The sequence below is a fragment of the Bradyrhizobium sp. LHD-71 genome (assembly GCF_031157255.1).
Classification (GTDB): domain Bacteria; phylum Pseudomonadota; class Alphaproteobacteria; order Rhizobiales; family Xanthobacteraceae; genus P52-10.
The window spans coordinates 86,369-108,631 of the sequence record NZ_JAVIFX010000019.1 but is presented as its reverse complement, the minus strand read 5'-3'; the positions used below and the strand labels follow the sequence as shown (position 1 = coordinate 108,631).

The following is a 22,263-nucleotide window of genomic DNA, read 5'->3' as shown; positions in this document are numbered from 1 at the left end:
GCGTGTTCCGTGGAGGACTTGTGTGGCGCCTCATCCGTCTCGCGTCATGGCGATGAGCCGCGCGCGCAAACTCGGCAGATCCGTCGAGACCTTGTGCTCTGCCTCGACGACGTAGGCGAGCCAGATGCCGTCGGCGGCGAGTCTCACCATATCGAACACGAGTCCGGTGTCAGTTTCACGATGCCGCTCAAGCCTGGCTTCCAGCCATTGCGACCAAAGCCGCCGCATCATTGGATCGGTGATCGAGGTGACCGACAGGGCTGACCAGATTCTCCGCTCGTCCGCATCGGGGCGATCGAAGAAGCAAGCACCCAGATAGGCTCTGGTGAAACGGCCACGCGACTCGGGGTCGGCCGCCATTCGCGTATCGATGTCGTGGTCGAGCTGCTCCAGGAGATCGAAGAACACGGCCTCGACGAGCGCCTGCTTGTTGGGAAAATGGTGCAGCAGGCCCCCCTTCGTGACTCCCGCCGCGTCGGAGACCGCCTGGATCGTCAGGCTGGCAAGACCGTGTTCCGCGGCAAGTCGCGCCGCGCAATCCAGGAGATTGCGACGCACGACGTCCGGCTGCTTCTTGCGCCTGTGAAGGTTTTCCATCGTTCGATGCGCCCTGACACTGGACTCATTCACGACGGGACTCCGCCAACGATGATGGCAACGCGAACCATGCCCAGACCGGCCCGGATCGAGGGCGCCATGGATAATACCTTTCTGCCCGCCTAACAAACCATCCGTATGGTATGTTTCGACGGATAATTCAACCCTCAGCGGCTACGCCGTTCGGCCAATTACGGGCCGCGACGCTGCACGACGAGCTGTCCCACCGAAGTCGGAAGAGCAATGCGCAACATGACCCAGAGGCCGTCCTGCCTGTTCCGCTGGAACGTGACCTCGATGTCCTGGCTCGCGGCGAGCCGCACCAGGGCAGGCGCATCCGGCCTGTGTCCGGCGACCGGCTTGTATCTGGCCCGGCAAATCACCGACTGCGGCGCATCGCCTTTCGTTGCGGGTTGCGCCTTCGGTTCGAGCTGGAGATCGAATCGTGCAAACCCGACAAACACGTTCGTCGATTTCCGACAAAGCTGGCCGGAATCGCCGTCCAGCACCAGCGACGCCGAGATCAGCGCCGAAAGCGGATCCATTACGCGCTTCAGTTGATCCGCGGTAATCGGCACCCGGTTCTGCAGATCGTTAGCGGCGGCGGGTGGTGTCATCGCGTAGTCCACAACGGTCTGCCCGGCAAACCGCATGGAGATGGTGGTGGGGGTGGACGTGCGCCCCGAGATCACCATTCGGAAGGTTTCCGGTGTGAGCGCCGGGCCGGACCGCAGTCCACCGGCTTCCCCTTCAATGCGGTATCCGACGCCCAACCATCCGGCCTCGGCGCGCACCTTCGCGGCATATCGCTCCGGCATCAGCGATGGTTCAAGGGTCGCACTGCCGATCGGCAGTCCAGCGAGCCTGATCGAATAACGATGTTCGGTGTCGGCTGCCGACAACGCGTTTGAATAGCAGGGAAACGCAAGACAGATGGTGGACGCCGCGATGAACCGTCGACGCATCATGATCCGGCCTGCTCCGAAACCGCGTTCAGCGACCGGAAAAGAGCGGCCAGTTCGCCGTAACGACACTGAACGTGTATTTGACGCCCATGCCGACAGTGAGCTGATCCGGCGAGCCGCGATCTTCGACGATCGGGCTCTTCGCCGCATCGCCGAGCAGCCGCTCATATTCGACGAACGCGGTCGTGGCGACCGCGGGCGTCCATTGGTAGGTCAGGCTTGATCCCACTCCCGCGGACTTAAAGCCGCCCTTGGCATCATACCGTGCGAGACCCGACGTGATGGATTGGAAAGGCGAGACCGAAAAGTAGGTGCTCATATATTCGCCATCGGCGACTGACAGGCGCGGACCGGCGGTCAGGGTCCAGGCCGGCGCCAGGCGCCAGACGGCATCGGCCGACAAATCGGCTACAAATCCCTCGTGACCGTTGAAACCGCGCCTGACCTCGACGCGCGTCCGAAAGAAGTCGGCCGGCCAGAACTCGGCGAAGGCGCCCACCTCCAAAGCCCAGTCGACGCTGCCGAGTCCACGCAACGCGTCGTCGTCATCGCGCTCCCGGACGAAGTTGAACGACGGCCCGAAGCGAAAGTTGGCGGTCGAGAAAAGCGTCGGACCACCATGATCGTTGGGAAGCGACAGCCACTCGCGCTCACCGCGGCGACGGATATTGATGATGGGGCTCGCCCCGAAGGTCAGGTCGTTCGAGCCCTCGAATTCTGGTTGCGCATATGTCCACGCACCCACCGTCACCAGCCATTCGCTTGACGCAGGCCCCGACAGACCCTGCTGCTCCTGTCGCGGCGATTGAGCAAAAGCCGGTAGCGAGAATAGCGATAGGCAGACGAGCGGCAGAGCAAATCTTCCGGTGCAGTTCATGAACCCATAGTCCCGTGGTAGCCGGACGCATACTCGCACCGGAAATCGGTCTTTTATAGGAACGAGGGTTACACTCAAATGAATTAGTCGGCTTCGCCGGCGCGGCTGCCGAAGCGGAGCTGGACGCGCAGCGACGACATCCGGGTTACCGAATACAGGAAGACCTTGCCTCTGACATCAGCATTATGACCCTGAAGCTCAAAGATCGGTGAGTTGTGCGTTTGGTTCAGGTGTCTTGCCTCTTCGTCCGTCGGCAAGCGCGCGACGACGACCGTTTCGACGCGCACATAGTCCTCGATGCCGAAATGCTTGAGGGCGCTTGTGAGGGATCTCAAACGGACAAAAGCCTCGGCTATGCCCTTAAATCGCGCTGCCGGCAGGAAGTGCGTCGCGAACGAGACCGGCTGCTCCTCGACGTGGCGCAGCAGGTCGAGACGCACCACCTGCTCGCCGGCTTTGAGCGCCAGGATCTTTGCAACCTCGCCGGAGGCTGCCTCTTCGGTGCTGGCCAGAAGCTGACCGACGGTCGTCAGGCCCTGACGCTCGACATTTTCCGTGAAGCGGGTCCGCACGCCGATATGGTAATCGAGAAACTCCCTGTTCACGAAGGTGCCGCTGCCATGTTGGACACGCAGCAGACCTTCGCTTTCGAGCGCCCGGATCACCTTTCTGACGGTGTGCCGGTGGACACCAAACAGCTCGGCAAGATCGTTCTCGCTCGGCAATTGCTCGCGCTGTGCGAAACGGCCTGAGACGATCTCTTCACGCAGCTCAGTCTTCAGATGAGACCAGATCGACCGATTTCCGGTCTGCGGCGCGACGGGCGTTTTGACCATTGATCCTGCTAGCCTCCCGAGCTGATCAGTTGCCTGGGGCGCTCCCAGGCATTCGCCGTGAGAACGAACAATCCAAGCACGGCGCCGGTGCTGAACCACAGGAAATCCGTGGAAACAAGAAGCAACGCACCGATCGCCAGCGCAAGACGGCCGCCGGCGCCAACCGCGACACGGAAATACCCGATCATCGCAACGCCGGAATAGCCAACGGCCAGCAGCACACGGAGCGTCGCGAGGATCGTGTCCGACCAGGCACCTTCGATCAGCAGCAACTCCGGAGAGTAGACCGCCACGAACGGAACGAGCACGCCGGACAAGGCAAGCATGGTGCCGATGACCGAGATGCGCAATGACGACGCATTGGGGCCGGCAAAAGGCAACGCGGCAATCGCCGCCAAGGCGACCGGCGGCGTCAACTGCGCGAGCACCGAGAAATAGAATACGAACATGTGCGACACGAGCGCCGCAACGCCGAGCTTTGCGAGCGCAGGCGTGACGACCACAGCACAGATGACGTAGCTTGGAACCGTCGGCAGCCCCAGTCCCAGCACGAGACAGATCGCCATGGCCAGAACGAGGCTGAGCCAGAGATGGTCAGCCCCGAGTGCAACGATGCTCGACGCGACCTCGAGCATCACGCCGCTGAGGCCGAATATTCCGTCGAAGACGCCGACGATGACACAGGTGATACCGACGGCAACGGCATTGATCGTACCGTGATAGGCGCTTCTGAAGCAGAGCAAGAGCGTGGCGCGGCCGGACGGAAAGACCGCGCATGCAAGCCCGAGTGCGGCGATCAAGACGATCAGCGCACGGGAGTCCGACCAATAAAGCAAGGCGGATGCGACCCCCAGCGTCACCACGTAGATCAGCCAGCGAAGCTTCGGCACGACGAGTGGCGCAAGCGACGTCGACAAAATCAGGATGATGGTGAACCCGAGCGCGGCGAGCGCCGAATAGATTGGCGTATAGCCTCCGAACAGGAGCGCAATGATGACGGCGAGGGGAAGCAGCAGGTGCAGCCGGCCCCTCAGCGTTGCCTGCGACATCCCCATAGCTGTTCGAAGCGCGGCGTCGCTTCGCTCGCCCATAATCGAAAGGTCGAGACGCCGCGCTTCCAGGTACGAGACCCAGGCGATGCCGAGGAAGTAAAGAATCGCCGGGATGACCGCAGCCATGGCGATCGTCGCATAGGGAATTCCGAGCATCTCGGCCATGATGAACGCCCCGGCGCCCATGACCGGCGGCATGATCTGCCCGCCCATGCTGGACGACACTTCCACGCCGGCAGCGAACTCCGATCGGTAGCCATAGCGTCGCATCAGGGGGATGGTCACCTGACCTGACGTGACGACATTGGCGATGCCCGAGCCGCTGATCGTGCCCATGAGGGCCGAAGACACGATGCAGGCCTGCGCCGGCCCCGATCGCCATCCGCCGACCAGCCTGATCGCGATGTCATTGAAGAGCGTGAGGATGCCCGACTGCTGCAGGAAGGCGGCGAACAGGACGAAGAGAAAGATGTAGGTCGCCGAAACGGCCGTGGCCGTGCCGAACAGACCTTCGGTGCCGATCACCAGCTGGCCGACAATCTGATCGTAATCGTAACCGCGATGCGCGAGCGCGCCCGGCAGATATTGACCGAAGAAACCCCACAGCAGAACGGCGCCGCAGAGCAAGGGCAAGGCATAGCCCGTTGCCCGCCGCGTGGCTTCGAATACAAGGACGACGAATAGCGAGCCGACAACGAGGTCAACCGAGGTCGGGAAACCGACCCGAAAGCCGAACTGCTCGGCCTCCAGGTAGAAATAGACGCCACACAAGGTGGCGAGACCGGCGAGCAGCCAGTCATACCACGGCGCCTGTCCTGTCCGGGGGCGCTGACCGGCGGAAAAGATCAAGAGGCACAACAGGACGAGGAAGGATGCGTGAACGCTGCGCAGCGTGATCGCAGCAAGCGAGTTGAACAATGCCGTCCATAGCTGGAAGGCCGCGAAAGCCATGGCGAGCGCGATGATCGACCATCGCGTGACGCCGAGTCCGATGTCGGCGGCGCCCTCGAGCTTCATCTCCAGCGCGTCCGCCGCGGAGAGACGATCGGCGACGGGCGCTGCGACAGCTCTCGTCATCATCCGCGTTCCGTCCATCCCGTCACGGTCGCAGCCATCGCTCAACCGATCTTCACGCCGCGCGAGGCGAAGAACGCTTTTGCTCCTTCATGGAACGGGATCGGCATGCCCATGACGGCGCGTTCGATGGAAAACTCCCGCAACGAGGCATGAGTGGACCGGAAGGCATCGAGCTTGTCGAAGACAGCCGCGAGATAGCTCTGAATCTTCTCGCTCGGCTGCTTCTCGTCGCAGAACAGATGTGTCCAGATGACGACGCTCGGCGCCGGCAGGCCCTGAACACGATACGCTCCAGCCTGCATTTCACTGGAGATATATGCGCCATCGCCGATCGCTGCGACCACGGACGCCAGAATCGGCACGGCAGCGAGCTCGACGCTGGTCTCCAACTCTCGCACGGCCGACGCGCCAAGTCCTGTCGAGAGAAAGAAACCATCGATGCGACGGTTGCGAATGGCGTCGCCTGTATCGTCGCCGGACAAAAACTCAACGCGGCCAAGATCAGCAAACGACATGCCCGCTGCCGCCAGGATTGCACGCGCGTTGGTCTCACTGCCACCGCCCGGAGCGCCAACCGTGATGTTGCGCCCGCGCAGATCCTCGATCCGCTTGATGCCCGAATCCGCCCGCACCAGCAGATGGACATAGCTCGGGAAGATCGCGGCGATGCCGCGCAGGTCGGGAAGCGGTTTGGGATAACGCTTCGGCTCGGAACCGCGATGGGCCATCGACAACGTGTCTGCGAGCGCAAGGCCGAGCTCTGCTCGTCCGCGCGTGACAAGCTGGATGTTCTCATGCGACCCGCCGGTCTGCTGCACCTGTACGCGCACATCACGAAGGCCGGCGCCAACGGCATTGGCGACGGCCACGCCGACCGGATAGAAGGAGCCGCCGGAGTGACCACTGCCGATGGTGACGAATTCCGCCGCCCTCGCTACTGTTGCCGGTGCAACGACGGCTGTGGCCGCTGCAGCAGCAGACGCAGATATAAAGTCTCTCCGCGAGAGTTGGGACAGCGGACGGGTCATCATCGGCTCCTTGGCTTGCAGGCGGGATGAGGCTTTCGCGTCGCGGCTTCACCGCACGCGGAAACGAAGCGATTGGTGGCTGGCCGGATCTAGTGTCCCGAATCCGAAGTTCGCCATACTTTGCAGCGAGCTCAGAGCGAACTTCGGATTCGATCAGGACACTAGAAAGTTTATGATTCTAGTGTCGTTTATGGATCAGCAATTCGCACGATGGACTCGCGGCAACGATGGTGCGAATTTCTGATCCACGACACTAGGCCGCGAGCGGTTCGCTGCCGTTGGTCGTGATGCGATACATTCGCCTGACCTGGTGAGACGGCAGTTGATCGGTCGTCGCGGAATGGATGGTCGAGCGATTGTCCCAAATCACGAGGTCGCCCGGGCGCCACTTGTGGCGATAGACCAGACGCTCCGATGTCATGTGCGCGAACAAACCGGCGAGCAACGCATCGCTCTCCGCATCATCCATTCCGACGATGCCCTTGACGCCGGATACGGAACTCGGCGCGATGAACAGGCAATGGGCGCCGGTTTCCGGATGCCGGATGACGAGCGGGTGAACGACCTCCGGCGTCGCCGCCTGTTCCGCCTCGCTCAGGAAATTCCAGCGCGCGCCCGGATGCGTGCGATCCTTGGTGAACCGATATTCGTGGCGTACCTTCAGCCCGATGATCTTCCGCTTCATCTCATCGGAAAGCGTGTCGAACGCCCGCGCAGTGTCCGCGAACAACGTATCTCCGCCCTCGCCAGGGACTTCGGCGCCGAGCAGCAGCGTCGCGTTCGACGGCCGGCGCATATACGAATAGTCCGAGTGCCAGCCGGCTCCGAACTTCTTCATCTCGGGCTTTCGACCGGGCTCGTCCTGGTTCGATAGAATTGTGATCTTCGGCTGGTCAGGGTGGCGAACGGCAGCAACATGATGCGGATCCGCTGGACCGAAAAGCTCCGAAATCCTGACGAGCGGGTCGGCAGCGATCGGGAAGTCCCGAATGACGATCACTTTATGGCTAAGGTACGCTGCGTGTATCGACGAAAGAATGTCACTATCGTCAAGTAATCTGGAAGTAACTCCCATGACTTCGCCGACGAATCCTGGACCAAGGATATTAACGGTTACTGTCATGACCAACCTCTCTTTGCCCGACAACTGAGTTGTACATACCTCTTAACTTGAGCAGGTGACGCCCGTGTGACTGGTCAGTTTCGATTGTGTGATAGAGCGCGATTGCCCTGCGACAGCTTGTGGCAGGCACGTCGACGATCGGCATTCAGGGTGTCGCTGCGAAAGCAGAGGCCGCGACCACAAGGCGCGTGAGCGGTGATGGCGCGCGTCGGCTCATGGACGACGCGGTGTTAGGTTGGAGCTGGGCGCTTCGGCTGGGAGAGAAACGAAACCAGCCCAGGCTGGAAGACGGATGCTGAACGCGTGCGCACTCGAAACCTTCAAATCTGTGGCGGCGCGCAAGGCAACTCGACATTGTAAGCACAGGGCGGAACCCTAAAGCGATACAACCTGTTTAGGTCTTGCCATGACAATCCATCCAGCCCGCACGATTGCCGTATCGATCGACCGCGACTGGTGCGAAGTCTATGACTTCGTGTCGATTCCGGAGAACTTCCCGCGCTGGGCGGCCGGCCTCGGCAGCCGGTTCGAGAAGGCGGGCGCAGAATGGATCGCCGAAGATCCGGACGGACAGCCGATCCGCATCCGTTTCTCTCCGCCGAACGAATTCGGCGTCCTCGATCACACCGTCATTGCCGCGGACGGCACCGAGACTCGCAACGCCATGCGCGTCGTCGCAAACGGCACCGGCGCAGAGATCATGTTTACGGTCTTGAGAGCGCCCTCGATGACGGAGCAGCTTTTCGCAGCGGACGCAGCCGCGGTGGAGCGGGATCTCCATACGCTGAAGGCGTTGCTGCAGCACAGATGAATCGCGGAAGGCAGAAAGATGGCCAAATCGGGGGACGACCAACGCATCGACTACGTCGAGTTTTCTGTTGCCGACATCGCTCGCTCACGCGAGTTCTATGGCAAGGCGTTCGGCTGGTCCTTCAAGGATTACGGCCCGAGCTACTGCGAATTCAACGACGGCCGTCTGACCGGCGGTTTTGCGCTCGAGAGCGAGCACAATCCTGGCGGCGCGAACAAAGCCGGCGGCCCTTTGGTGATCCTTTACGCCAATGATCTCGCCGCAACCCAACAGCGACTGGAAAGCGCGGGCGCAAAGATCGTGAAACCCATCTACGCGTTCCCGGGCGGCCGCCGTTTTCACTTCGCCGATCTGGACGGCTACGAACTCGCGGTCTGGTCGGACAAATAAGAGCGCGCGCCGCGCAGCCCTCATTTTCCCTGCCAAGGTCTCACCGCCTGCGTCTTTTCACGGAGCGTGATTTGGCCGCTACATAAGCGTTCCGCGCTTTCGCGTTTGCGGTCGATCGACCATCGAGAGCCCTGGCCGCTCGAACATGGTCAGTTCCCAGTGAGCCCGTAACTCGTCGTATCTCAGGATGTACAAGGCTTCGTCGTGGGTTCGGACCTTCACGTAGCGATGGTCGGGCCCGAACCACTGATCGAGCGTTTCGACCACATCGAGCCGACGGCCGTCGAAGCAAAGTGCCCGCGGCATCGGCATGTCACGGTGACCAGCCCGGGCTTCTACCTGAATGCGCATGAGCGGTATCCCAATGATCCGTCCGTGACGTAACCATGACGCAGGCGCAAACAAGGGTCAACGCATCGATGCCGGGGCGGCTCCTCCCGTGGCCGCCACCGGTGCGTCGGTCTCCGGGACGACGACAGACGGGTCGGACGGATCCGGTGCATCGGGCGTCACCACACCGCCGACCAGCGCGCTCGAGGCAAGATCGAACTCGGTCTTCTCCGGGGTAGCCAGCGAGGCCTGGACCCGCACGCGATGGAACACGTAGACCGCGAGCAGCGCCTGGGCGAGCGCGGTGAACAGGAACAGGCCGCGCGGCCCTTCGACCGACATGAAGCCAGAGGCGATGAGCGGGCCGACGACCGAACCAAGGCCGTTGGTAAGCAGGACCGTGGCGGCGATCGGCACGACGTCACTTGCCGGAGTCTTGTCGTAGGCATGGGCCGCTGCCAGCGAATAACCGGGCAGTGCAAGCGCGCCGAAAAGAATGCCGAACAGCAGCAGCGTCATCCCGGAGGCGGAGATCAGCCATGGGACGACACCGGCGGCGGCCGCCCCGATCAAAAGGACGAGCAGCACGCGACGACGGTCGACGCGATCGGACAGACGGCCCACCGGCCACTGCACAATCGCTCCTGCCAGCACGGCGGTGCTCATGAAGAGCGCCACCTGATCGACGCTGAGGCCGCTGCCGGCCACCGACAGCGGCGCCAGACTCCAGAACGAGCCGTTGGCGACGCCGATCATGAAGCTTGCGACCATCGCGACCGGCGCTGCACGGAACAACTGGCCGGGGCGAAAGCTGACGATTGTGATCGGCGCGGGCTGTACCGAGCGGGTCAGAGCGACCGGCACGATCGCCAACGAGGTCAACATGGCGGCCACCATGAAGTTGCCCGCCTGATCGATCGGATAGAGCGTCACCAGAGCCTGGCCAAATGTGAGAGCAACGTAATTGACCACCACGTAAGTCGACAGCACCCGCCCGCGAGTCTCGTTGGTGGCGTGATCATTGAGCCAGCTCTCGACCACCAGATAGAGACCGGCGATGCAGAGGCCGGAGATGATGCGGAACACCACCCAGGCCGGGACTGCCGGAGCGAGCGCGTAGGCAAGGGCGGCGGCGGCGGCGACTGCCACCATGGCCGTGAATGCGCGGATGTGTCCCGCACGTAGGATCAGATAAGGCGCGAGCAGGCAGCCGCTGACGAAGCCAACGTAGTAGGCCGAGCCGATGGCGCCGAGCGCAAAGTCGCCAAAATCTTCGGCACGACCGCGCAGCGGCAACAGCGTGAACTGCAGCCCGGCTCCCGACAGCAGGAACGCCAGCCCCATCAGCAGCGACACGATCGGGCGCAAGCGCAAGCTCCGCTGCATTCGAATGGACTCTCCTTCCGCTGGCATGGGAACCTTTCACGAATCTTCGACCGTGTTTGCGCCGCTCTGCCATCTTCGGACGGCATTGCAGGCTTGCCCGCCGCAATTCAATCAACAGCTGCGAGATTTGTTCAGTGCGAGGACGACCGCGTCCTGAACGACATTGGAATCACCTGTTATCTCTTATTATCTCCTAGCCACCCAGCCGCGCGACGGAATCCTGTTCATCTCCGCGATCGACAAGGATGGACCCCTTTCCCTTCAGCAAGCTGAAGGCGTCGGTCTTCTCGATCCGACCGTCGGGAAGCCGTCCACGCTGGCTTATTCGCCGAGACGCATACCGAGATGTTTCAGAACATCTTTACCGAGCGCTACTTGACCCTTGGTCGTGACGGTGAGCGTATTCATTGAGTCGGACCTCGTTCGAAGGTCGATCAATGTAAGCCAGAAATATCGTGCATTTTGGGCATGCTCGAATTTTTCGACCCTGACTTTCGTCATAGTTTCGACCTGTGTACCAACAAACCCAAAAAGGCAATCGTGGTCAAACAGCCCCAACCTCCCCTCGCGCCGCGTCACCCGAAGAGTTTTACACGGCACGGGATCACCATCACCGACGACTACGCCTGGCTGAAAGACGATCGCTGGCAGGACGTGCTGCGCGATCCCTCGCTCCTGAACGCAGAAATCCGCAGTTACCTCGAGGCCGAGAACGTGTACACCGACGCGGTGCTCGGCGGCACCGCTGCGCTGCAATCCACACTGGTCGCCGAGATGCGCGGCCGGATCAAGGAGGACGACTCGAGTGTGCCGTCACCGGATGGTCCGTTCGAGTACTTCCAACGATACCGCGAGGGCGGCCAGCACGAGATGATCGGCCGCTCGCGCCGCGACGGCAGCGATACCTGCATCCTGATCGATGGCGACGCGCTCGCGGCCAAATCGAGCTACTTTCGCTTTGGCGGCGCGCGGCATTCCAACGACCACCGGCTGGAAGCCTGGAGCGCCGACGTCAATGGATCGGAGTATTTCACCATCCGCGTCCGCGACTGGGAAACGTCAATCGACACCGACGATACCGTGGAGCAAACCAGCGGCGAGGCGGTCTGGACCGCCGATTCTACAGCTTTCTTCTATGTCAGGCTCGACGACAACCACCGCCCGCGACAAGTCTATCTTCATCGGATCGGCGCCGCGCAATCCGAAGACACGCTTGTCTACGAGGAAAAGGACGTCGGCTGGTTCACGCACATCCACGAGAGCGCCAGCGGGCGCTATTGCGTCATCGCTGGCGGCGACCACGAAACCTCCGAGCAGCGTCTGATCGATCTTCGCGAACCTACGGCGCCGCCGCGCCTGATTGCGCCGCGCGAGACCGGTCTCCAGTATTCCGTCTATGATCGCGGCGACACGCTGTACATTCTCACCAATGCGGACGGCGCCATCGACTTCAAGATCGTCGAGACGCCGCTCTCGTCATCCGGCCGTGCCAGTTGGCGCGGTCTGATCCCGCACCGTGACGGCGTCTACATCCTGGATGTCGAACTTTATGCCAATCATCTGGTGCGGCTCGAGCGCGCGAATGCGCTTCCCTCCGTCGTCATCCGCGACCTCCGCACCGGTGACGAGCATGCCGTTCGCTTCGATGAAGCGGCCTACTCGCTCGGTACGATCGGCGGCTACGAGTTCGAAACGACGCGGCTGCGCTATGCCTATTCGTCGATGACGACACCGACGGAAGTGTACGACTACGACATGGAGAGCCGCGAACGCATATTGCGCAAGCGACAGGAGATTCCATCCGGTCACAATCCCGCCGACTACTTCGTCACCCGGATCATGGCCAAGTCGCATGACGGCGCGGAGGTGCCGGTCTCGATCCTCCACCGTCGGGACCTCGCCCGCGATGGCAAGGCGCCATTGCTGCTCTACGGCTATGGTTCGTACGGCCACGCGATTCCGGCATCATTCGCCTCCAACCGGCTTTCGCTGGTGGATCGCGGCTTCGTCTACGCGATCGCTCATGTTCGCGGCGGGTCCGACAAGGGCTGGGGCTGGTATCTCGACGGCAAGCGCGAGAAGAAGGTCAATACGTTCGACGATTTCGCAGCGGCCGCAAAAGCGCTGATCGACGCGAACTACACGTCCGTCGGCGGAATCGTAGCCCATGGCGGCAGCGCAGGCGGCATGCTGATGGGAGCGGTCGCCAATCGGGCCGGCGATCTGTTCGCGGGTTTCATCGCTGAGGTGCCCTTCGTCGACGTGCTGAACACCATGCTCGACGACTCGCTGCCGCTCACACCGCCCGAATGGCCCGAATGGGGCAACCCGATCACCGACGCGCAGGCGTTTCGCACCATCCTCGGCTATTCCCCCTACGACAACGTGGCGGCGAAGAATTACCCCGCCATTCTGGCGATGGGCGGACTGACCGACCCGCGCGTCACCTATTGGGAACCGGCGAAGTGGATCGCGCGCCTGCGCTCAACGATGACCGGCGGTGGGCCGGTTCTGCTTCGCACCAACATGGGTGCCGGGCACGGGGGTGCGTCCGGGCGATTCAACCGCCTCGACGAGGTTGCACTCGCCTATGCGTTTGCGCTGTGGTGTGTCGGCCGGGCCGGCCCATAACGTAAGGAACCGACGTGCCGCCGCGCACGTTTCATAGGCATGCTTGATACGGTCGCGCCAAAGACGTCTCCGGAGGTCCAGGCACCCACGCGGGTCGCCGTTCGCGCGTTCTATGTCGGCGAGCGCATCGACACCACCGGCTTTCGCAGCGAGGACGTCATTTCGAGTTCGCCGCTTGCCCTGAAGTTGAAAGGCGGACGAATTGCGGTTCTGTTCCGATATGGCGTCGTCGTCTTGGTCGGCTTCGATGGCAGCGGAGAGCATGCCTTCCTGCAGGCGCTGGCGCCGAGAATACAGAACCCCAAGCCGACGTTCGAGGAAGAAACGATCGGCGTCGAGTTGCGCGACGATCCAACCGATACCGTGCGCCCCGGCGGCCCGATCTGTCTGAACTCCCTCAGCCATGACCGAATTCTGCTGATCGCGGACGCGCTGGCGAAAAGTACCTTGCTGGCACACATCGAGCATGTCGTCGGGGCCGTGTTCGATGTCATCGATCCGCATGCCCGCAGCCTTGCCGAAACCGGACGCGCACCGCGAAAGCGCACCGAGATGCTGAAGATCATCGGCAATGCACTCCTGGTGCATCAACAGGTTTCCGGTCGTGTCGCCATATCCGAAAAGCCGGATGCGCTGTGGGATCGGCCCGATCTCGAGCGGCTTTATGAAAGGCTCGCCGACGAGTTCGAACTCGTCGAGCGCGTCGAAGCCCTGGAACGAAAGCTCACCGTGATCACGGTCACAGCAAATGCGCTGACGGACCTGATCGATACACGACGTTCGCTCCGCCTCGAATGGGCCATCGTGCTTCTCATCGTGTTCGAAGTCATCATGACCATCTATCAGCTCGCTTTCGGTGGCGGCCACTGATATCGCGACCAACACTCCGTAGCGCGCCCTAGAGCGCTTTCCGATTAAGTCGGATCGGAAAGCGCTCTAGATTCGTTTGTTTGATCGCATTTCTGCGGAAAACCGGTATCCACTTTTCCGGAAAATGCTCTAGCGTTTGGACGAACCAGAGTCGGACTCCGGACGCGTCTCCGGGACGTAGATCATGCGTCCGTCAGAAAGTCGGTAGGTGACACCGGCGCGCACGCCCTTCCCCTCGCCGATCTCGCCGCTGGACTCATAGCGCGCCAGCACCTCGCCCTCCTTGATGTTGATTCGCATATCCGCCTGGCCGGGATTTTCGACCACCACGACGTTCTTGCTGCTGAACGGATTGAGCGGATTGTTCACGATGATGACCATCAGCATCGCCACGACGACGAGAAAGATGTCGATCATGTTGACGAGCGAGAGAATGGGATCGTCGCCGTCGTCTTCCGTGAGAAATCGCATCAGCTCGCCTCCCGCTTGCGCTCGATCGCGCGCAGCTCCTGCAGCAACCAGCGGCGGCGCACGGTCGAGATGACGAAAGTGATGGAGGCGCTGATCAAGGCCAGGATCACCGCCGAGAACGCGACCACGAGATTTTCGCCGATCGCCTTGGCATCGTTGTTGGAAAGCGCCAGCAGCGCCGGCCCCATCGGAATCATCGTGGCAACGAGCCCAAGCATCGGCGTGCTGCGCGAAACGATCCGCAGCCATTCCAGCCGCTGCAGGATCCAGAGTTCGAGATCGTCGCTGCCGACCTGGCTTGCCGCCTGATAGGCGGCGAGACGCGAGCGATACGTTCCTCTTTGGCGCTGCCATGCTTCGGTCACGAAAGCGCCGAGGACGATGAACGCGTAGGCGAGCGCCAGAACGATCAGCGTCAGCACCGGAGCCAGAAAGAGCTTGGAGAGTTCGAAGAGTCCGGATTCCAGCGTCGTCACGTCTTCAGTCCTGCTGAATTCAACTGTGAATTGTTCAACTGTGCATTGGATCTCAATTGCGCGGCCGCGCCTGCGAACAGGCAGATCAGCAGCAGCGCCAGAGCGAGTTGGGTCGGCCAGTCCGAGGCGCCGCGACCCGCCGACGGCGGCGAGGGCTGCAACACAGCGCCGCGAACCTGATGGCCGCCGCTGACCGCCCCGTCATTCGCAGCATCCGTGGTTCGGGCCGGCGCAGGGCCGGCAATCGAAGCGGGCTGCAGGCCAAAGCCCGAAGCCATCTCTGCAATGAAGGCACGCGTCGCCGGCTCGCCGACATTGACGGCGTGACGCTCGCTGAGCTCGCGCCAGCGCTCGACGAGTTCGCGACGCGTCTGTTCGGCGGCGTCCCAATAGCCCTTGCGGATCGCCTCGACCATCCGTTCGATCACCTGCGCCTGCGCGGTCGGATTATGCTGCGCGAACCACTCGGGCACATCGAGATGGCGCATATCGCGGACGAAGGTATCGTGCACCGATTGCCATTGATCCGCGCGCACCGTTACCGGATCCGTCACCTGCCAACCCCAGAGATTGTTGACGGCGTTGAGGACTTCGAGCGTGCCGGCGTATCCCTCGCGCTGCATGGCGGTGATCCAGTGAGGGCTCAAATAGCGCGTGCGCATCTCGTCGGCGAGAAACCGCGCGGCCGAGGTCACGCGAGATGTCTGCTCACGCAGATCGGCGACGTAGAGGGACGGGCTGCGCCCATCCAGGTGGCGGACCGCGAGCGACAGTCCGCCGAGATATTCAAACGGGTGGTCGGTGGACAGGATGCCGTGAAGTTTCGACGAGCGGGACAGGACGGCCGCCTGTGTCCCCTTCAACTGCTCGGCAAAGAGATTTCCGCCTTCGATCCGCACGCCCCAGTCCTTGCTGCCGTAGGCATGTTGCAATTTCGACAGGAAGGCTCTCGCGAGCGGCGCCTCCTCGTCCCACGATGTCGAGTTGAGCGTCGCACCGGGCAAGCTCGTGCCGTAATCGCCAGCCTCGTTGCTGAAGATGCGCAGCGCTGCGAGCTGCGTAGCGCGCGGTGCGTTCATGCCGCCTGCTTGAAGCGTCCTTGCGACCGCCATCGTATTGCGCGTGATGACGCTATCCGGTTCGGGTAACGCTGCAAGCCTTTCGATCGCCCCCGCCAGGAGACGCATGAAGCCATCGAACTGATCGCGATAGACGCTCGTCACCTGAAGCACGGCGTCGATGCGCGGCCGCCCGAGCTCACTGACCGGAATGATCTCAATAGCGGTGACGCGCCCGCCCTCATTCCAGACCGGACGCAAGCCAAGCGCATGCAGAATCTGGCTCTCGACGACCCCGAGATGGCGCATGGTTTCTCCGGACCACAGGCTGAACGCGAGTTTTTCCGGCATCGCTCCGTTGTGTTCGGCCTGATAGGCGGCAAGCAGCTGCTGCAATGCCTTGCCGCCAGCCTCATATGCAGCCTGCGTCGGAATCTTGTCCGGCTCGAACGGAAAGAGGTTGCGTCCGCTCGGCACCTCCGGATTGCGGATCGGATCGCCGCCCGGTCCCGGAACGACAAGGCCTCCGGCGAGCCCTGACAGCAGCGCCTCGATCTCGCCCGTTTGCGCAAGATGGCGGTCAAGCCCGGCCGCGCGCTCGAGCTGTGCGCGGAGCTCGACATCGGCGATCTCCGTGGTGGGGACCGCGTCGCGGAGATGGCGCTGCAACAGCCGGTATGGCGCGCTGTTCTGCAACGCCTTGAAGTCGACGGCGAAGAACTCATCCGGTTCAGCACCCACGCTCCGGTAGAACGGTTCGCCGAGTTGCTGCATCACCGTCATCAGACGATGCTCGGGCGCGGCGGCCTCGCCGAACGTGTGCAGACCGAGCGGCATGGCCTGGCGCGCGAGATCGTGCACGTGGTCGTGCAGCGCCGACAGGAACGCCTGGAAATCTCTTTCAATCGCCGCCTCATCCCAGCTCATGTCGCGATGCAAATTGCTGCGGATCGCGAGCTCGCGAATTTGAGCCGCCGTGCGGTCGCGGACGGCGCCCTCGTCGAGTTGGACATATTCGTGGATCCTGGCGTGCAGATCGCGCAGCTCGTCATAGAGCCCCGCCGGCGCGAAGGGCGGCGTCTGATGGCTGACCGTGACCGCGCGTCCGCGTCGCTTGGCCTGGATCGCCTCGGCGATGTTGTCCTGGATATAGGGATAAAACACCGGCAGGTCGCCGACAGCGACGTAGGGGTAGTCGTTGACTGCAAGTCCCCGATCTTTACCGGGCGTCCATTCCTGTGTGCCGTGGGTGCCAAAGTGAATCAGCGCGTCGGCTTCGGCGATCTCGCGCACGTAGAGATACGCGGCCAGGTAGGCATGGCCAGGCGGCAGGCCGGCATCGTGGTAGTCGGCGCCCGGACGGCCGCTGCGCGGGAGCTGGGGCATGATCACGAGCTTGCCGATCTCAAGACGCGGGATGATGAACTGCTTTTCGCCGCCGACATCGATGACATCGGCCGCGGTCTCGGGCGCGCCCCAGCGCGCCAGGATCTCATCCCTCCGTCGCGCCGGCAGAGACTCGAGCCAGGCGCGATAGCGAGCGAGGGACACGGTGACAGCCAGCCCATCGGCGAGCAGGCCTTCGAGCTTTTCAGGACGGTACACTGCGCCGAGCATCGATTGCGCCGCGTGGATCAACCGTGCCTCGGGGGTTGGCGGCACATCGTAGCCGGCATCCGCAAGCGCACGGCTAAGCTTTTCGAGACTTCGCGGAACGTTGAGGTTCGACGCGGAGACATTCTTCTCACCAGGCGGATAATTCCAGAACATCAAGGCCAGGCGCTTGTCCACCGCAGGCTTACGCCGAAGCGCGGCAAGCCGTGCGGCTTTCGCGAGCAACGCCTCGAGCTGGTCGGGCATCGGCACCGGCTCGCCGTTCTGCACCGCGTCGATCACCATCGGATCGCTGACACCCCAGCTTTCAGGCAAAGCCAGGAACGGTGCAACGAGGCGCGACGGCATGCCGCTGGCCGCCATGGCCCAGGCATTCGCGTCCCCCTCACGATAACTGACGGTCTGCAGCACCGGGATGTTCAGCTTCAGAAATTCCTGCTTGCGCGCAGGACCGTTCTGCAGATGGGTCGCGATGACGAGAACGTCCGCTTTGGCGGGCCGAAGCAGCTTCTGGAGCGCATCCGGATCGGCCGCCTCGAACCAGAAGACCAGTGGCAGCATGCCTTGCGCTTCGCTCCTGGCGACCAGCGCGTCGATCACCCGGGTTTCCATGCCGGCGATCAGGCCCCCATAGATCGCGAAGGCCACCCGGGGCGCGTCCGCTTTCCAGCGATCCCTCCCCCACTGCAGATAGGCGTCCGGGTTGTCGAAGATGGCGGGCGCTCCGGGGTGATAGAAACCGGTCGCCGGCAGCGCAGCAGGCTGTGGCATTGCACCGACATCCGCACCGTCCCGAAAGGCCCTGACATAGGCGAAGAGCGTGCGCAGATTTCTCTCGCCGCCGTTGGCATAATAGGCGATGAGGCGCTGTGCATGCTGCGCCGACAGATTGCCGAACGTCGGCGGAGCTCCGCCGACACGGATCCAGGGCACACGGCTCCCGCCGAGGACTGAAGCGAGCCGCTCCTGGACCTTCGCCATGTCCATCGGGCGCGGCGTGTCGAGGATGACGAGATCCGCATCGGACAGCCAATCCTTCGGTTGCCAATCCTTCGGCTGCCCGGTCGCGCTGTCGACAGAGACGCGTTCGAGGTCGAGACCTGCGCTTGCCGCGAAACGGGCGAGCTTGTCGAACTTCCCCGGCAGCACGAAATCAACCGTGACGATGCGGACGCGCGGCTTCGCCGAGATCGCAGCGCCTTGTGCGATGGCTGGTGTATTCATCCATCCGCCGAGCAGGACGGTCAGGATCAACAGGCAACGGTGCACGGGCGACATGTCAGAAACGAACCGACATGCCGGCATAGACGGCGCGCCCATCGCCCGGCCGCACCTGCGGCGAGGTGCTCGCTACAAGCCGCGGGCCCTGCTGCGTCAGGGGAACGGTCGGGGTTGCGGCGAATTCCGAGACGTAGGCCACATCCGTCAGATTGCGGCCCTCGACGAACACGGACCACACGCCGTCCGGTGCGTGCCAGCCGACCTTCGCGCCGAGCAACGTATAGGCCGGAACGACGAAAGCGTTGCCGCCCGAGCCGTCGAACGTTGCTCGCCGGTCGCCCTGGTGGCGCACGTTCACCGACGCATAGAATCCGGATGCATCCTGATATCCGAGCTCGCCGAACAGCTGGTGCCTTGGAATAACCGGCATTTGCTGGTCGCCGAAACGCGGATCGTCGTCGAAGCGGAAATCCGTATAATTCCACACGACATTGGCGAAGATCCTGTCGCCGGGCCGGACGACGTCGACGAACGGAACGGTCTTCAGGCCGAGCTCGACGCCGTTGTGAACGGTGCGGCCTGCGTTGAAGGCAATCGTCGTGGTGCAGGCAGGACTGATTTCGGTTGCGCACCGCGTAAGGATCTCGTTGCGCAGCTTCATATGATAGAACGTGACGTCGTATTTGAAACGCTCCCAGCCGCCGCGCAGGCCGGTTTCCCACGTCCAGGCTGACTGAGCTTCGACGGCCGGCAGCACTCTCCCGGTTCGACCTTGCGTCTCCAGCACGTTGCTCAGATCGGCGCCGCCCGGCACCTCATAGCTGCGCGTCACATTCGCGAATATGAAATGGTCCCGGGCATATTCCCAGTTGACCCCGATCTTTGGATTGAGCGCCTGAAAATCGCGCTCATATTCCAAGAGGCCGGCGATGCGCCCCGGCTGTGGCCCGCCCGACGCAGTCGGCCCGACTGCGGCAACAGCCCCGCCTCTGTATTCGTCGTCAAGCGTGCGTGTCGTAAACACGCCCTGAAGGCCGGTGAACAGGCGCACACGCGGCAGCACCTCGATGGCGCTCTCGCCGTAGCTTTCGACGAGCCACGATGAAAACGCCCAGTCGTAAGTCTGGCGGCCCTTGTCGGTGCCTGCGTTGCGATGCTGGTAGCGATCGAAGTCGCCGGCCGTATAGCCGAGGCGCACACCGCCGACGAGCTCGGTTGGCAGGCCGGCGAGCGATGTCTTGTGCTCGATCCGGCCCGACAGACCGCCCTCACGCCAGCCGTAATCGATGATGCCGGCAAAAGGCGATGGCAGATGATCGAGCGCCGTGTTGAGAAAATACGCGCCCGCCTCATAGGTCGTGTCGCCGTCACGGATGACCGTGCGATTGGCGAGGCGCTGGTAGGCGAAGTCGAGGCGTTCATTGAAGAGGTAGGAGTTGGCCGGCGCGATGCGGCGTATCTCGTCGAGCTGATCGAGCGGAATGGGTTCGGCCAGGTCGCGCTTCGCCTTGCCGGCGGCGAAGAACGTGCGGGTCTCGATATTGGGCGCCGGACGCCATCCGACATTGCCGCTGAAGCGGTAGTTGTCCTCACCGGTGTGCTGACGAAAACTATCGGTGCTGAAGAAGTTGCCTTGCGCGTACCAGTCGAAGGGCCCTTTGACGCCGCCGTTCTCGACCTGGCTCTGGAAAGTGCCGAAGCTGCCACCGAACAGGCTCACGCCGCTGCCTGGCGCAGTGCGCCCGGTCTTGGAGACGAAGTTGAGGGCGCCGCCCGTTGCGATCGCGCCATAGCGGAGGCTGTTGCCGCCACGATAGACCTCGACGTAATCGGTCGCGAGCAGGTCGATCAGCGGATTGGTAAAGCCGGCCTCCGTCCGGCCGAGCGGAAAGCCGTCGAGATAGGCGCGGATCCCGCGACCACTGCGCGATCCGTCGGTTGCGATGTCGCTGCCGCGCATCGAGATGAAATTGCCGCCTTCTGACACAAACACGCCAGGCGTCTTCTCGAACACGTCGCCCAAACTGGTCAGCTTGCCCGGATCCCGCTCGGTGACGGACACAACCGTCTCCGCGCCGGGGCGACGCATGAACCGTCGCTGTTGGGACTGGAAGGTCGGTGGGTTGAAGACCTCGCTCGCGGCGCCGGCCGGCGCTGCAGCAGTTTGTCCCGGAGCCGTGACGGTGATGGTTTCCAGCAGCACCGCGTTCTGATCACCCGCATTGGGTGGCACGCTCTGACCGTAAGCAGGTCCGCCGATGGCGATGATGGCCGCGCTCGAAAGCAGCACTGAACGCCACGCTCGCGAAGAACTGTTGCGCAGCTTCCACGCCCGCCTGCCGACCGGCTCAATTGCAGCAGCGTGCTGCCCCAGAGCAGAGGTGAAACTCCGGCTCATTCGCGCCCCCGTGACCGACTGCGACCGCATCACCCCGATGGGTCGTGGATGTTATGTTATAATATAACATCTCCCTCGTAGCTTCTGAGGAAGCCCAGTGTCAACGGAGAATCCTTGGAGGAATTGGAGCCGGCGGTACGTCAGCAATCTACAGCGTCAGGCCGACCTCGGCCGCGGCCGCGGCACCCCGGGTCTTCGGGAATGGTCGCGAGAACCCGAGGTCTTCCGAAGACGCTTCACCCGAAGCGCTTTGTCGAACCTCACTCCCGGCCGAGCGCGCGGTGGCAGAACGACAGCACCGCCGCGATCAACGGCTTTCGCGCGACCTTGGTCGGCGAGACGATCGCATCATCGACGGCGCCATGAAGTGCATTGAACAACATGACGGCCGTCAGGTGCGGGTGCTTGACGCTCCATGCACGCGCGCGCGCACCGCCTTCGATCAGCGCTCTCAGATGCACAATCACCGGGTTGTCATGCTTCATGCGGCGGTTCGAAGGGTGGAATTCGTGAAAGACCAGGTCATGCAGCTTGAATTCGTCGAGGTAGCCGTTGACGCCGGCCTCGATCCACGCGTCGAGGCGCCCGGTCCAGTCATCCGCTGCGCAACGCTCGACCGCCGCCTCGACGCGCGAGCAGAATCCCTCGATGAACCGCGTCCGCAGCGCCTGCAGGACCTCGTCCTTGGTTTTGAAGTAAAAGTAGAACGTGCCTTTGGCGACGTCCGCCGCCCTGACGATTTCATCGACGCTCGTCGCGTCAAAGCCCTTGCTGAGGAACAGGGCCTGCGCCGCATCGATCAGCTCTTCGCGGCGGATTTCCGCGGGCTTGGTGCGCGGGCGCTTCAGGGTCGTAACGCTCATCGTGACTAGTGCTCCGCTTCCGACGTTCGCTTCGCTTCACGGCACACTCTACATGCGAACTTCGGAAACGTAAGGAACACTAGTGTCGTGGATCAGAAGTTCGCACCATCGTTGCCGCGAGTCCATCGTGCGAATTTCTGATCCATAAACGACACTAGAATCATAAACTTGCTAGTGTCCTGATCGAAT

18 protein-coding genes are annotated in these 22,263 nt (G+C 62.6%); 4 read left to right on the top strand and 14 right to left on the bottom strand.

The window, feature by feature from the left end; genetic code table 11:
- Window positions 1-30: 30 nt before the first annotated feature.
- The 7 genes from RCO31_RS21140 to RCO31_RS21110 form a co-directional block, all read right to left on the bottom strand.
- Complete coding sequence (locus RCO31_RS21140) at window positions 31-630, bottom strand: TetR/AcrR family transcriptional regulator (RefSeq protein ID WP_308970458.1); 600 nt, start codon at window positions 628-630, stop codon at window positions 31-33.
- 158 nt (window positions 631-788) lie between these two features.
- Window positions 789-1,565 (bottom strand): DUF3108 domain-containing protein, encoded by a 777-nt coding sequence (locus RCO31_RS21135; protein ID WP_308970456.1) that lies wholly within the window; start codon window positions 1,563-1,565, stop codon window positions 789-791.
- Window positions 1,566-1,590: 25 nt separating this feature from the next.
- Entirely contained in the window at window positions 1,591-2,439 is an 849-nt protein-coding gene (locus RCO31_RS21130) for a MipA/OmpV family protein (protein ID WP_308970455.1), read from the bottom strand.
- Window positions 2,440-2,522: 83 nt separating this feature from the next.
- Entirely contained in the window at window positions 2,523-3,275 is a 753-nt protein-coding gene (gene phnF / locus RCO31_RS21125; RefSeq protein WP_308970453.1) for a phosphonate metabolism transcriptional regulator PhnF, read from the bottom strand.
- Between the two features lie 8 nt (window positions 3,276-3,283).
- Entirely contained in the window at window positions 3,284-5,404 is a 2,121-nt protein-coding gene (locus tag RCO31_RS21120) for a TRAP transporter fused permease subunit (protein ID WP_308970452.1), read from the bottom strand.
- Window positions 5,405-5,445: 41 nt separating this feature from the next.
- Window positions 5,446-6,432 (bottom strand): TAXI family TRAP transporter solute-binding subunit, encoded by a 987-nt coding sequence (locus tag RCO31_RS21115; protein ID WP_308970451.1) that lies wholly within the window; start codon window positions 6,430-6,432, stop codon window positions 5,446-5,448.
- 253 nt (window positions 6,433-6,685) lie between these two features.
- Complete coding sequence (locus RCO31_RS21110; protein WP_308970449.1) at window positions 6,686-7,555, bottom strand: TauD/TfdA family dioxygenase; 870 nt, start codon at window positions 7,553-7,555, stop codon at window positions 6,686-6,688.
- Window positions 7,556-7,961: 406 nt separating this feature from the next.
- Between RCO31_RS21110 and RCO31_RS21105 the strand changes: the two genes are divergently transcribed.
- Window positions 7,962-8,366: an SRPBCC family protein gene (locus tag RCO31_RS21105; RefSeq protein WP_308970448.1), complete on the top strand. Its 405-nt coding sequence runs from the start codon at window positions 7,962-7,964 to the stop codon at window positions 8,364-8,366.
- An 18-nt stretch (window positions 8,367-8,384) separates the two neighbouring features.
- On the top strand, window positions 8,385-8,756 hold the full coding sequence (locus RCO31_RS21100; RefSeq protein WP_308970447.1) for a VOC family protein: 372 nt from the start codon (window positions 8,385-8,387) through the stop codon (window positions 8,754-8,756).
- Window positions 8,757-8,834: 78 nt separating this feature from the next.
- On the opposite strand, the gene RCO31_RS21095 is transcribed toward RCO31_RS21100, so the two are convergent.
- Both RCO31_RS21095 and RCO31_RS21090 read right to left on the bottom strand, forming a co-directional pair.
- Window positions 8,835-9,107 (bottom strand): hypothetical protein, encoded by a 273-nt coding sequence (locus RCO31_RS21095; protein ID WP_308970446.1) that lies wholly within the window; start codon window positions 9,105-9,107, stop codon window positions 8,835-8,837.
- Between the two features lie 57 nt (window positions 9,108-9,164).
- Window positions 9,165-10,472, bottom strand: coding sequence for an MFS transporter (locus RCO31_RS21090; protein ID WP_308970445.1), 1,308 nt, complete (start codon window positions 10,470-10,472; stop codon window positions 9,165-9,167).
- A 540-nt stretch (window positions 10,473-11,012) separates the two neighbouring features.
- On the opposite strand from RCO31_RS21090, the gene RCO31_RS21085 reads away from it, so the two are divergent.
- The gene (locus tag RCO31_RS21085; RefSeq protein WP_308970444.1) at window positions 11,013-13,103 is read left to right on the top strand and encodes a S9 family peptidase; all 2,091 of its coding nucleotides are present in this window, start codon (window positions 11,013-11,015) and stop codon (window positions 13,101-13,103) included.
- 39 nt (window positions 13,104-13,142) lie between these two features.
- A complete protein-coding gene (locus RCO31_RS21080; RefSeq protein ID WP_308970443.1) occupies window positions 13,143-13,973 on the top strand; it encodes an RMD1 family protein in 831 nt (276 codons plus the stop codon).
- A gap of 129 nt (window positions 13,974-14,102) precedes the next feature.
- Here RCO31_RS21080 and RCO31_RS21075 read toward each other — a convergent pair whose 3' ends face one another.
- From RCO31_RS21075 to RCO31_RS21055, 5 genes are all read right to left on the bottom strand, one after another.
- A complete protein-coding gene (locus tag RCO31_RS21075; protein WP_308970442.1) occupies window positions 14,103-14,444 on the bottom strand; it encodes a DUF2149 domain-containing protein in 342 nt (113 codons plus the stop codon).
- Window positions 14,444-14,920 (bottom strand): MotA/TolQ/ExbB proton channel family protein, encoded by a 477-nt coding sequence (locus RCO31_RS21070; RefSeq protein WP_308970441.1) that lies wholly within the window; start codon window positions 14,918-14,920, stop codon window positions 14,444-14,446. The genes RCO31_RS21075 and RCO31_RS21070 overlap by 1 nt, the downstream gene beginning before the upstream one ends.
- On the bottom strand, window positions 14,917-18,870 hold the full coding sequence (gene cobN / locus RCO31_RS21065; RefSeq protein WP_308970440.1) for a cobaltochelatase subunit CobN: 3,954 nt from the start codon (window positions 18,868-18,870) through the stop codon (window positions 14,917-14,919). Before cobN ends, RCO31_RS21070 begins: the two co-directional genes overlap by 4 nt.
- Window position 18,871: 1 nt before the next feature.
- A complete protein-coding gene (locus RCO31_RS21060; protein ID WP_308970439.1) occupies window positions 18,872-21,211 on the bottom strand; it encodes a TonB-dependent receptor domain-containing protein in 2,340 nt (779 codons plus the stop codon).
- 260 nt (window positions 21,212-21,471) lie between these two features.
- Window positions 21,472-22,074 (bottom strand): TetR/AcrR family transcriptional regulator, encoded by a 603-nt coding sequence (locus RCO31_RS21055; RefSeq protein ID WP_308970437.1) that lies wholly within the window; start codon window positions 22,072-22,074, stop codon window positions 21,472-21,474.
- Between the last annotated feature and the right edge of the window lie 189 nt (window positions 22,075-22,263).